Here is an 11,898-nt window from a genome sequence, read left to right on the forward strand (position 1 = left end):
AAGTAGGAACAGATATGAACAACTACATTACCGGTGCAACTACTGCACTCATCACACCATTGAAAAACGGCCAGCTTGATGAAGCTACCTATGCCAGACTTATTCAGCGACAGATAGATAACAACATCGATGCTGTCTGCCCTGTGGGTACAACAGGGGAGAGTGCCACACTCAGCCATGATGAGCACAAACGATGTATCGAAATCGCAGTTGAAGTATGCAAAGGCACCGATACGAAAGTACTTGCCGGTGCCGGGAGCAATGCAACCCATGAAGCTATAGATATTGCAAAGCATGCAGCAGACTGCGGTGTCGATGCACTCTTCTCTGTCAGTCCCTACTACAACAAGCCTAGTCAGGAAGGACTCTATCAGCACTACAAAGCGATCGCAAGTGCCGTCGAAGTACCTTTCATGCTCTATAACGTACCCGGACGTACAGGTGTGGATATTCTCCCTGACACAGTCAAAAGACTTTTTGATGACGTCCCCAATATCATGGGAATCAAAGAAGCCACAGGTTCCATCGAAAGAACCGTTGAGCTGTTGGCAAAAATACCGGACCTTTATGTTTTCAGCGGTGATGATGCGATCGATTTCCCTATCTTGGCAAGCGGCGGGAAAGGTGTAACCTCGGTAACATCCAATCTCCTTCCGGATATGAAAGCGAAGTTGGTCCATGCTGCACTTGCAGGAGACTTTAAAACAGCCAAAGCGATCAACGATGATCTTTTTGCTATCAATAAAGTACTCTTCTGTGAGAGTAACCCTATTCCTATTAAAGCTGCAATGTACATTGCAGGTTTGACAGAGACACTTGAATACAGGCTGCCTCTCGTTCCGCCAAGCAGCGAAAACATGAAGAAGATCGAAGAGATCATGAAAAAATATACTATTGCAGGAGCAGCATAATGTCAGAAATGAAAGGCAAAACCGTCGTTATCACAGGTGCAACGAAAGGCATCGGGAAAGCAGTTGCAGAGAAATTTGCCCAGAATGGAGTCAATGTGGCATTTACCTACAACTCCAACAAAGAAGCAGCTGATGAGATCGCCGATACACTCAGCAGTACATATGGTATCAAAGCAAAAGCATACCCTCTTAACATTATGGACACCGATGAATTCAAACCGCTTTTTGAAGCGATAGACCAGGACTTTGACAGAGTCGATTTCTTTGTCAGCAATGCCATGATCTACGGCCGTCCGGTTGTCGGAGGATACGGTAAATTTATGAAACTCCGCCCCAAAAAAGGTTTGACAAACATCTATACTGCAACAGTAGGTGCATTCGTAGCAGGTTCGCAGGAAGCTGCCAAACGTATGGAGAAAGTAGGTGGCGGGTCCATCGTAACACTCTCCTCTACAGGTAATCTCATCTATATTGAAAACTATGCGGGCCATGGTACCAATAAAGCAGCGGTAGAAGCCATGGCTCGCTATGCAGCCGTCGAACTTGGAGAAATGGGTATCAGAGTCAACGCTGTCTCAGGTGGTCCAATCGACACAGATGCACTCAAAGCCTTTACCAACTATGAAGAGGTCAAAGCTGAAACCATCAAGCGTTCTGCACTTAACAGAATGGGCACTCCCGAAGATCTTGCAGGAGCGATCTATTTCCTCTGTACAGACGATGCCGGCTGGATCACAGGACAGACCATCGTAGTGGATGGGGGAACAACATTCCGCTAGCGTTAATAGTTAAGAGTTAAGAACAACCGTATAGTTATTTTAAAGGAGCAGGATACATGGCAAAATCACAGATATTCAATATCCCCAACATCCTAGCCTTCATCCGTCTGCTCCTTGCACCGCTCATGTTCCTTTTTCTTGTCAACCAAGATGCTTCTTTCTTTCATGGAGTTCACCCTACCTGGCTCAACTACTTTGCTGCCTTCATCTTTGTAGTCGCTTCTGCCACTGACTTCTTTGACGGTTATATTGCACGAACATTCGATCAGATCACTGTTTTGGGCTCCATACTAGACCCTTTGGCAGACAAAATGCTTACACTTGCAGGTTTTCTTGGACTAATGATGCAGGATATGGCATCACCATGGGCGATCTTTCTCATTCTTACCCGTGAACTCTTTATTACAGGACTTCGGGTTTCTGCCGTTTCTCAGGGACTTGACATTTCAGCTTCATGGATGGGAAAGATCAAAACTGTTGCCCAGATGATCGCTATAGGTTTTTTACTGATGCACTGGCCCGGAGGAGAACTTCTTCTATGGATCTCCGTTATTTTAACCCTCTATTCCGGATATGAGTATGTACGTGACTTCTTTAAACATACTTCCCTGACATAACTGACACTGCATACTCTATATTAAATAGAGCCGTCTATTTACAAAAATCCAGATATTGATTAAAAATTAATCATATTAGATTAACCTATTCGTTTATAATCTGTTAATATTAGGCTCTATAAAACAAAACAAGGATATTACATGAAATTGACAAAACTTAGTTTAGTAGCGGCTCTTGCTATCAGCACTGCAGTTGCCGGTGGAGACATTGCACCAGTAGAACCGGTTGTTGAAGCACCTGCGGCAGAGGCATGCAATGCAAATACAACTATCAATGGTAAAGCACAGCTTTACTATTATACTGATGACAGTATTGATCTTTTTGACAAAGACAGTAGTGAACTCGGTGCGGCAGTTACCCTCGATATCACACATAAAATCAATGAAAACATCAGTGCCAACTTTACAGCTGTTGGATACACCAATCTTATTGATGAGAACTATCCAATGGAAGGTCAGACAACTGGTGCCTATCTTAATGTAGCAAACATCACTGCAAGCTATGAGAATACAACTTTCATCCTCGGTCGTCAGCTGCTTGACACACCAATGCTTGGAGGTTTTGACTGGTTGCTTGCTCCAGGTAGCTTCGAAGCATATACCGTAGCAAACAGCTCTATTGAAAACATTACATTGGTTGGTTCATATGTAAAAGCCTGGAGACCAAATAACTCAGGTAATGACTTCATTGACCTTACAAATATTGGTGATGGAAACAACTGGACAGTTGGTGCAGCATATGACAACAAAACACTTAACGGAAGCATCTGGTACTACAATGTAGATGCAGCAGCTTATACACAGGTTTATGTTGATGCAGGCTATAACTTCGCAAGTGTACAGCTGGCAGCACAATATGTTAATACTGACTACGATACTGCTATAGATTCCGATCTTTTTGGTGTAAAAATTGCTGGGGAACTTGCAGGATTCTCACTCATGGCGGCATATGCTAATGTTTCTGACAATATTGCAGGGTATGTCGGAAGAGATACAATATATACAAGTTCATGGAACACATTTACTTCCAACTCTGTAGGTGATGCTTTCAAAGTTGAAGCAGCAAATGAGTTTAACGGACTCTCTGCAACTGCCAGTTATGCATATTATGAGTATGAGCAAAGTACTGATAATGGACATGAATTTGACCTGATCCTTGGTTATGGACTGACTAACTGTATCTCTGCAGACCTTGTCTATTCCAATACAAACTATGGTAGTGCTGATGACATCAATGCACTTGAGATCATAGCTACATACAAGTTTTAGTCTGTAACTTTAAATCTCCAAAATTTTTGAATACATCACTCTCCTTTATGGGAGAGTGTCCGAAGCACTTCTTCTCATAAACATCTTTCTCACTTCTATTAAAAATCTCTTATTCCAAATAAAAAAGTTTTTTTGATAACCGATGTCAATTTTAACTTTTCTTAAGTAAAATAGGAGTACATTACCTCTAATTGAAACTAAATGATAACTATTTTCATTTTACTTTTAAAAGATTATAAGGATTCCTAATTTATGGAAAAGATCATCGTAGCACTCGCAGGGCAACCCAATGTAGGAAAATCTTCTCTTATCAATGCGATCTCCAATGCAAAACTTAAAGTCGGGAACTTTTCAGGAGTTACTGTTGACAAGACAGAAGTTATTTTTAACCTTTGTGATGAAGTCTCGTGCAGAGACTATGAAGTGCATATTATTGATCTTCCCGGAGCATACTCTCTTACTGAATATACCATAGAAGAAAAGGTCACCAAAAGCTTTTTACAGAGTGATGAATACGATCTTATCGTCAATGTTGTCGACTCAACCAATCTTCAGCGTAACCTCCTCTTTACCACTCAACTGCTTGAAACCGGCAAAAAAGTTATCGTAGCACTTAACATGAGTGACGAAGCCGAAAAAGAAGGTATCGAAATAGATGAAAAACAGCTCTCTGCTATTTTGGGAGTGCCATGCATTAAAACTTCCGCTAATACAAAAGAGGGCATCGAAGAACTCAAACATGCCATTGTAGAGGTGTATGAAAAATCAGAAACCACTGCCAAAATAATCTACTCTGATCCTATAGAAGAAGAGATAGCACATATTGTAGCTTTTCTCAAGGAGAAAAACTACAAAAGCAACCTTCCCTATCGACACCTCGCAGTAAAACTCCTGCAGGAAGATACCGATGTTTACAAAAAAATGCATGATGAACCTATCTGGATAGAGCTGCTTCCTATCATACGAGAAGCACTTCAGCATATCTATCTGCATATGGGGACAAAAAACCTGGAAGAGATCTTTGCAGATGAACATTTTGCTTTTGCAAAAGGTGCAAAAATGGAAGTAATGTCTGTCAAATCCATGAGAGCAAAAAACCTGACACAAAAGATCGATAACCTGCTTATCAACAAATGGCTTGGAATTCCTCTCTTTCTCTTTTTCATGTGGACGCTTTTCCAACTCACCTTTGAACTTGGTTCGATTCCTGTTGACTATATAGATGCCGCATTTACCTGGTTTGGAGAGCAGGCAAAGGGCATACTTGGTGATGGGGAACTTGGATCACTCGTAGCTGACGGAATGATCGCCGGTGTAGGTGCTGTCATTATGTTTCTTCCTAATATTGTCATTCTCTTTCTTGGGATCGCCCTGCTTGAAACTACAGGGTACATGAGCCGTGTTGCTTTTCTACTTGACGGATTCTTCCATAAATTCGGACTGCACGGAAAAAGCTTTATCCCCCTTGTTACCGGTTTTGGATGTTCCGTACCGGCATATATGGCGGCACGTACACTGAAGAATGAAAAAGACAGGCTCATTACTCTTTTTATCATCGGTTTTATGAGCTGTGGAGCCAGACTGCCCATATATGTACTCTTTGCAGCTGCTTTCTTTTCAGAGGAGAAAGCAGGTAATATCCTTTTTATAATCTATATTTCCGGTGCAATACTGGGGCTTATCATGGCAAAAGTACTTAAAACTTTTGTCTTTAAAGGTGATGATGAACCTTTTGTTATGGAGATGCCAAAATACCGTATGCCCTCAGCCAAGCTTATATGGCACACTGTGTACGGACAGGCAAAAAGTTATCTAAAAAAGGCCGGTACCTTTATTTTGGCAGCTTCCATCCTTGTCTGGTTTGCAAGCAACTATCCTAAGAATCTGGCACTTGAAGCAGAGTATACTGCCAAGATCGAACAGGTACAAACTTCTGATGAGAAACAGAGACTTTCCAACGAACTGACAGCAAAACTGCTTGAAGAGAGTTATCTTGGTAAAATCGGTCATCTTTCAGAGCCTTTCTTCGCTCCTTTAGGATTTGACTGGCGTATGGCTGTTGCACTGGAGACTGGACTTGCTGCCAAGGAAGTTGTTGTTTCAACACTGGGGGTACTCTATTCTCTTGGAAACGAGGTCGATGAGAGTAACCAGGGTCTTGTAGCACAGATTCAAGCCAATATACCGTTTGCCTCTGCCATTGCCTTTATTGTTTTTGTTATGATCTACCTTCCGTGTCTGGCCGCATCTATGGTCTTTGCCCGTGAAGCCGGAGGGTGGAAATACCTCGTTTATCTATTCTTTATGACAACACTTAGTGCATGGGTACTGAGCTTCATTGCATACAGAGTCACACTAATAATTACAGGAGGCTGATATGAGACTACATGAGCTACACAAAGGCGACAGAGGTGAGATCATTCAGATACATGCAGACAAGGCACTCAAAGACCGTCTCAACTCTTTTGGTGTGATGCGTGGTGAAGAACTTACAGTCAAGGGCTGTTCTCTTGCAAAACAGACAATGGAGATAGAAGTAGGCGGAACCCACATTGCTCTGCGTGCTGAAGAAGCAGAAAAGATAGAAGTCGAAAAAATCTGATTTATCAAAGATAAGCTTGAAACCGATTTTGAAGTTTTCATATATCATCACTGTTATATAACAGTAACAAAAAGGTTACAGTATGGAGATAACACACTTCTTTGGAGCACTCTGGCAACTGAGCATTGCCATGGCTCCTTACATTCTTTCTGGTCTTCTCTTTGCTGGGATACTGCATGAGATCATACCAAACAGTATCGTCACAAGGCATCTGGGCAAGGACAATATCACTTCGGTAGTTAAATCCACCCTTTTTGGTATCCCCCTTCCAGTCTGCTCCTGTGGAGTTGTCCCGCTGGCTACATCTATCAAAAAATCAGGTGCAAGCAAAGGTGCAACACTCTCTTTTCTGATCTCGACACCTATTACTGGCGTAGACTCCATTCTGGCAACTTACGGGATCTTTGGATGGATCTTTACGATCTACCGGGTCATAACGTCGATGATCATCGCTACAGCGGCAGGCATTCTTGCCAATCTTTTCGATAAAGAGAGTAAAAGAGAAACAGAAGAAATACAAAAAGAGAACTATTTCAAGGCAGCACACTGGGCTGCAGCACCCATCTTCACTACAGAAACATTGCACAATGTCACTGATCATCGCTCCTTACTCTCCACCCCTTATCCCTCACCAGGTTTCTCCTCCTGTAACACTGGCAGGACAAAAAAATTCTCATTTACATCCGTAATAAGATATGCCTTTATTACTCTGCCTGAAGACATTGCCAAAGCACTTTTTTGGGGACTTGTTATCGGTGCCCTTATAACCGTTACTATCCCGGATAATCTAAGCGAAATACTTGAAACCAACAATTGGCTAAGCTACCTCATCGTCATTGCCATTGCTGTACCGATGTATGTATGTGCAACAGCATCACTCCCTATCGCTGCAGGCCTAATGTTAAGCGGTGTAAGTGCTGGAGCTGCTTTCGTTTTCCTCTCTGCAGGACCGGCTACAAATACGGTAACCATCGGTGTGGTTAAAAAGATGCTTGGGAGCCGTTCGCTTACCATCTACCTGGGAACTATTGTCATTGGGAGTATTCTTTTCGGACTGGGGATGGATTATGTGTTTGATGCTTCCAATATCGATCCTGCTTCACTCATTCAGATGGATGAAGATGGAGGTATCATCGCCATACTCAGTTCCATTATTCTCTGGGTACTGATACTCTATTTTGTACTACAACCGTACTTTGTAAAGAAAAAGAACTGCAGCGGAGGATCCTGCTGTCCATAGTCAACAGATCTTTACTGCCTAAAAATAGATATCATATCACTTTAGAAAGAGAAATACAGGGAATAGACTTACCAGCCTCGTCTTGTCGGTAAGACTTGTCTCCTATGAAGAGAGGAGACAAACTCCTAGTAGCACCTGTCAAGGAAATTTTGCAGTTTGGATTTGGCACTGTGCAGGAAGAGTGTACTTTTCCCTGAAAGCTTTCCATCTTCAGACATTGATGTTGTTATAAAGTTTTTAACAGCTTTTACCAGGGTATCGGTTTCATTCATCTCAAAACGTGATTTTTCGTGATACTCCGGGATCTCCTCTTTGATACCTTCAATATGCAAAATTCTTTTCAGTTTTCCATTTTGCTCCTGCAACACTACCTGATAGGTTTTCAGTATCTTGATTGCATCATTCATGTGCGCATCGACTCTGTCCATCTCCTCTTTACAGTTACCTTTCACTTTTGCATACTCCTGAGCCTCCTCAAGCTGCTTCTTGGCAAACTGCAGATTACTGCTTGCCCGCATTGAGGTACGGACACTATAAATGATCCCCATTACAACCAATACGACGATAACAACAAAACCTCCACCCAGAAACATATCCGGTTTGGCACCAAACAGTGTTGCATACCATCCCAATACCTGCTTGGCTGTATCCACAGACGGAACCTTGCTCATATCCAGCGTAATGCCGACTTTTTCTGCTGCAAGAAAGATAAGCCCGGCAAATATAAGGACTCCTGCAATAAGAGACAAAAGAAAACTGCTGAATTTACCACTGGATATATTCTTAACAATGAAAGGAGGCAACTCTTCTTTGGGTTTGAATGCCACTTCATCCTCGTGAGTTGACTCCTCTTCCTCTTTTCCATACCCAAGTTCATCCAGCAGTGACTCACTCTCATTCAGTGCCCCGGCCTTCAACTCTTCTTTGGCTTCTTCATAACTTTTAAGATCTTCCTGGAGCAATAATTTACATGCATCCAACTGTTTTTCTGTATCATCTACAATATGATACGTTTTTTTGATCAATAAAATAGCGGCATCGTGTTTGTTCATATTCTCTATCTGGGAAAGCGCCTCCTCATCCAGTACTCCCGCTGATTCACTACTCTCTTCCTGAACAGACCCTTCTTTGCTTTCAGACGATTTTCTTCCTGACTCTGCTGCCTCATCTTCGTTCAAGGAAGATTTTTCCATTACACCCTCTTCATTCGCAACAGTTTCTTCTGTTTTTTTAGGAGACTCCTCTATATTTTCAACACTCCCTTCATGTTCTTTCATACCCGCTCCTTTTCAAAATATTGTGATAATTTTTCTATTTTATCAAAAAAAAACCATAATTGATTAATCTACATCAATTTTTTACTACTCTTGGATATAATTTTGTACTTTTTAACTATAGGAATATTATGGGTATAATCGTTGCACTTCTGGTTCTTTCTGTTCTGATCTTCTTTCATGAACTCGGTCACTTTACAGCAGCACGCTTTTTCGGTGTACAAGTCGATATTTTCAGCATAGGTTTTGGTAAACGCCTTTGGACCAAAAAGATAGGAAAGACTGAATGGAGCCTCTCAGCTATTCCTCTTGGCGGTTATATCAAGATGAAAGGTCAGGATGATATTGATCCGACACTGAAAAGTTTTGATGAAGACAGTTACAATGCGAAGAAACCATGGCAACGCATTATCATTCTGCTTGCCGGTCCTTTTGCGAACTTTCTCTTGGCCTTTCTTCTCTACCTTGCCATTGCCTATATGGGTGTCCCGAAACTGCTTCCTTATGTGGGTGACGTCACCCAAGACTCCCCTGCCTACCAGGCAGGCTTGCAAAAAGAAGACAAAATCCTTCAGATAAACGGTGTTACTATCAAATACTGGGAAGAGATCGGCGAGCAGATCAATGCTTCAAAAGGAGAGATCACACTGACCATAGAAAGAGAGAGACACTCCAAAACGCTTATACTTGTTCCTAAAGTGATCGAAGACAAAAATATTTTCGGAGAAAAGATCACACGCAGGATCATCGGTATATCCCCGATGCCCAAACAGACAGAAGTCGTTTACGGTTTTACGGAGGGGTTCAAATATGCCTGGGATGAAACTGTAAAATCAAGTACGTTGATCTTTCAAAGTGTCCAGAAACTGCTTACCGGTGTGGTAGGGGCAGACAAACTTGGTGGTATCATTACCATTGTCGATGTCACAGCTCAGGCAAGTCATGCCGGTATTCTTGCGCTCTTTTTCTTTACCGCACTTATTTCCGTCAATCTTGGTGTACTTAATCTGCTGCCCATTCCTGCACTGGATGGTGGACACATCATGTTCAATCTTTATGAGATTGTTCGAGGCAAAGCACCCAGTGACAATGCCATGTACTATACTACTTTGGCAGGATGGGCAATACTTATCGGGTTAATGATGCTGGGACTTTATAATGATATAAACCGGCTGATGGGATAAACCCTACTTTGTTCGAAATTAAGAATTAAAAATTAAAAATTTTGGTATGCTTTTCCTACAAAAAGCTTTTAAATACAGGGTGCTGTCTTACCACGGCACTACATAAAGGGAACGTAAAAAATGATACTTGACAAAGAACAATTGAGGAAAAACCTGGATGAAGTGATCTGGAACATAGAAGAGGCACGCATCACCGTAAGCGAACACCACATTGTAAAACTGGTCATAGTAAGCAAGTACACTGAAGTTGAAAATATCGCTACCTTGTATGAACTGGGGCAGAGAGCATTCGGAGAAAATCAGGTCCAGCAGCTCAAAGAGCGTATCAATACCCTTGACGACCTACCTCTTGAATGGCACATGATCGGCACACTCCAGAAGAACAAGATCAACAATCTCATAGACCTTCGCCCTGTACTCATGCACTCACTCGACAGTATTGAACTGGCACAGGAACTTAACAAAAAACTTGAAGCAAAATCCAGTAATATAAGCTGCCTGCTCCAGATCAATGCAGCAAGAGAAGAGACAAAGTCCGGTGTCGCGCCCGAAAAGGCAAAGGACATCTATCATGAGATCAGGGAACGCTTTAAGAACATCACCCTGAAAGGAGTCATGACCATTGGAGCCCATACAGATGACACAAAAGTCATTCAGGAAAGTTTTGAAACCACACGCAAAATCTATGAAAACCTTAAAAAAGATGGTGCTAGCATCTGCTCCATGGGAATGAGCGGAGACTACGAACTGGCGATCAAATGCGGATCGAATATGGTAAGGATCGGATCGGCACTGTTTAAATAAAGTTTAGGAGAGATTGTCTGTACAATCTTTTCAATCTCTGATCCTTGGTAGTTACTTCATATGATCAGGAAGCTTTTTGAATTTGACAGACTTTACAGACCCCATAAAGGTTCACCTGTCGTTTATTGAGCCTGAAATGCTCCTGCTGGCTCAGTTGATGAAAAATTTTGTCAGTGATATCAAGGCACATCTTGTCTTCCACATCACCACACTCTGTACATATCAAATGTATATGATCAACTTTTGACAATTCATACTTTGGCTTTTTACCAACAATCGGAACTTCTACCAATACACCTTTTTCTTTCATAAGAATAATATTTTTGTAAATGGTAGCCAGAGAAAGAGAGGGGTGGACTTTGATGACCTCTTCGTAAATATCTTCTACAGACATGTGACCGTTCTTATCTACGACTCCAAGAATGTTCATACGCTGAAATGTCGCTTTAAGGCTGCTCTCCTTAAGAAGCTGTGCATAATCTGTCATTTTAATCCTTTTAATACATATAAAAGTCTACGATATTATAAATTTTTATATGCATTTGATAATAAAAGGCAGGAGACCCCACCTTTCATAAAAAAGCTTACAGCTCCTCTGCGTGTTTTGCAAGATATTCTGCAACACCTTCTGCATCAGGCTTCATTGCCTCATCACCTTTTTGCCAACCTGCAGGACATACTTCGCCATACTCGTTAGTAAATTGCATTGCATCGATCATTCTAAGCATTTCATCTACATTTCTACCGAGTGGAAGATCGTTGATAACTGCATGTCTTACTGTTCCGTCTGTATCGATAAGGAAAGAACCTCTCAGTGCAACAGCCTCATCAAGAAGTACATCGAAATCTCTTGATATTTGTTTTGTAAGGTCAGCAACCAATGGGAAGTTGATACGACCGATACCCCCCTTCTCTACCGGAGTCTCTCTCCATGCAAAGTGAGAGAACTGACTGTCTACAGAGACACCGATAACATTTACGCCTCTCTCCTGGAACTCATTGTATCTGTGAGAAAAAGCAATGATCTCAGATGGACATACGAATGTAAAATCAAGCGGATAGAAGAAAACTACTGTACCCTTTTCTCCAAAGTTTTGGTAAAGGTTGAAGTCTTCTACGATTGATCCGTCAGCGAGTACTGCTGTTGCTGTAAAATCCGGTGCTTTGTTTGTTACTAACATGTTTTTCCTTAATGATAATTTTTATTACTTGAAAATT

The 11,898-nt window shown here is 41.7% G+C and carries 12 protein-coding genes; 9 read left to right on the plus strand and 3 right to left on the minus strand.

Features of this window, described 5'->3' with window-relative positions; genetic code table 11:
- Positions 1-14: 14 nt before the first annotated feature.
- The 7 genes from dapA to IMZ28_RS07675 all read left to right on the plus strand — a co-directional run bounded on the left by dapA (position 15) and on the right by IMZ28_RS07675 (position 7,418).
- Complete coding sequence (dapA, locus tag IMZ28_RS07645; RefSeq protein WP_197547994.1) at positions 15-911, plus strand: 4-hydroxy-tetrahydrodipicolinate synthase; 897 nt, start codon at positions 15-17, stop codon at positions 909-911.
- Positions 911-1,690, plus strand: coding sequence for an enoyl-ACP reductase (locus IMZ28_RS07650; RefSeq protein WP_197547995.1), 780 nt, complete (start codon positions 911-913; stop codon positions 1,688-1,690). The genes dapA and IMZ28_RS07650 overlap by 1 nt, the downstream gene beginning before the upstream one ends.
- A gap of 56 nt (positions 1,691-1,746) precedes the next feature.
- Positions 1,747-2,307, plus strand: coding sequence for a CDP-diacylglycerol--glycerol-3-phosphate 3-phosphatidyltransferase (gene pgsA / locus IMZ28_RS07655; protein WP_197547996.1), 561 nt, complete (start codon positions 1,747-1,749; stop codon positions 2,305-2,307).
- A gap of 141 nt (positions 2,308-2,448) precedes the next feature.
- Positions 2,449-3,576, plus strand: coding sequence for an OprD family outer membrane porin (locus IMZ28_RS07660; protein ID WP_197547997.1), 1,128 nt, complete (start codon positions 2,449-2,451; stop codon positions 3,574-3,576).
- A 252-nt stretch (positions 3,577-3,828) separates the two neighbouring features.
- Positions 3,829-5,952 carry a ferrous iron transport protein B gene (gene feoB, locus IMZ28_RS07665; protein ID WP_197547998.1) on the plus strand — a complete coding sequence of 708 codons (2,124 nt, stop codon included), beginning with the start codon at positions 3,829-3,831 and terminating at the stop codon, positions 5,950-5,952.
- 1 nt (position 5,953) lies between these two features.
- Complete coding sequence (locus IMZ28_RS07670) at positions 5,954-6,178, plus strand: FeoA family protein (protein ID WP_197547999.1); 225 nt, start codon at positions 5,954-5,956, stop codon at positions 6,176-6,178.
- A gap of 82 nt (positions 6,179-6,260) precedes the next feature.
- Complete coding sequence (locus tag IMZ28_RS07675; RefSeq protein ID WP_197548000.1) at positions 6,261-7,418, plus strand: SO_0444 family Cu/Zn efflux transporter; 1,158 nt, start codon at positions 6,261-6,263, stop codon at positions 7,416-7,418.
- Between the two features lie 125 nt (positions 7,419-7,543).
- Here the strand turns inward: IMZ28_RS07675 and IMZ28_RS07680 are convergent, their stop codons facing one another.
- Positions 7,544-8,695 (minus strand): hypothetical protein, encoded by a 1,152-nt coding sequence (locus IMZ28_RS07680; RefSeq protein WP_197548001.1) that lies wholly within the window; start codon positions 8,693-8,695, stop codon positions 7,544-7,546.
- A gap of 128 nt (positions 8,696-8,823) precedes the next feature.
- Here IMZ28_RS07680 and rseP point away from each other — a divergent pair, with 128 nt between their 5' ends.
- Positions 8,824-9,876, plus strand: a complete 1,053-nt coding sequence (rseP, locus tag IMZ28_RS07685) for an RIP metalloprotease RseP (protein WP_197548002.1) — start codon at positions 8,824-8,826, stop codon at positions 9,874-9,876.
- Positions 9,877-9,996: 120 nt separating this feature from the next.
- The gene (locus IMZ28_RS07690) at positions 9,997-10,680 is read left to right on the plus strand and encodes a YggS family pyridoxal phosphate-dependent enzyme (RefSeq protein ID WP_197548003.1); all 684 of its coding nucleotides are present in this window, start codon (positions 9,997-9,999) and stop codon (positions 10,678-10,680) included.
- A gap of 64 nt (positions 10,681-10,744) precedes the next feature.
- Here IMZ28_RS07690 and IMZ28_RS07695 read toward each other — a convergent pair whose 3' ends face one another.
- On the minus strand, positions 10,745-11,167 hold the full coding sequence (locus IMZ28_RS07695; RefSeq protein ID WP_197548004.1) for a Fur family transcriptional regulator: 423 nt from the start codon (positions 11,165-11,167) through the stop codon (positions 10,745-10,747).
- Between the two features lie 97 nt (positions 11,168-11,264).
- Positions 11,265-11,861: a peroxiredoxin gene (locus tag IMZ28_RS07700; protein WP_197548005.1), complete on the minus strand. Its 597-nt coding sequence runs from the start codon at positions 11,859-11,861 to the stop codon at positions 11,265-11,267.
- Between the last annotated feature and the right edge of the window lie 37 nt (positions 11,862-11,898).

The sequence above is a fragment of the Sulfurovum indicum genome (assembly GCF_014931715.1).
GTDB lineage: Bacteria > Campylobacterota > Campylobacteria > Campylobacterales > Sulfurovaceae > Sulfurovum > Sulfurovum indicum.

Bases quoted from the DNA above. Each gene is read 5' to 3' on its own strand.
- IMZ28_RS07690 (WP_197548003.1), top strand. From the start codon at position 9,997: ATGATACTTGACAAAGAACAATTGAGGAAAAACCTGGATGAAGTGATC.
- IMZ28_RS07650 (WP_197547995.1), top strand. From the start codon at position 911: ATGTCAGAAATGAAAGGCAAAACCGTCGTTATCACAGGTGCAACGAAA.
- feoB (WP_197547998.1), top strand. From the start codon at position 3,829: ATGGAAAAGATCATCGTAGCACTCGCAGGGCAACCCAATGTAGGAAAA.
- pgsA (WP_197547996.1), top strand. From the start codon at position 1,747: ATGGCAAAATCACAGATATTCAATATCCCCAACATCCTAGCCTTCATC.
- IMZ28_RS07660 (WP_197547997.1), top strand. From the start codon at position 2,449: ATGAAATTGACAAAACTTAGTTTAGTAGCGGCTCTTGCTATCAGCACT.
- IMZ28_RS07670 (WP_197547999.1), top strand. From the start codon at position 5,954: ATGAGACTACATGAGCTACACAAAGGCGACAGAGGTGAGATCATTCAG.
- IMZ28_RS07680 (WP_197548001.1), bottom strand. From the start codon at position 8,695: ATGAAAGAACATGAAGGGAGTGTTGAAAATATAGAGGAGTCTCCTAAA.
- IMZ28_RS07675 (WP_197548000.1), top strand. From the start codon at position 6,261: ATGGAGATAACACACTTCTTTGGAGCACTCTGGCAACTGAGCATTGCC.
- dapA (WP_197547994.1), top strand. From the start codon at position 15: ATGAACAACTACATTACCGGTGCAACTACTGCACTCATCACACCATTG.
- IMZ28_RS07700 (WP_197548005.1), bottom strand. From the start codon at position 11,861: ATGTTAGTAACAAACAAAGCACCGGATTTTACAGCAACAGCAGTACTC.
- rseP (WP_197548002.1), top strand. From the start codon at position 8,824: ATGGGTATAATCGTTGCACTTCTGGTTCTTTCTGTTCTGATCTTCTTT.
- IMZ28_RS07695 (WP_197548004.1), bottom strand. From the start codon at position 11,167: ATGACAGATTATGCACAGCTTCTTAAGGAGAGCAGCCTTAAAGCGACA.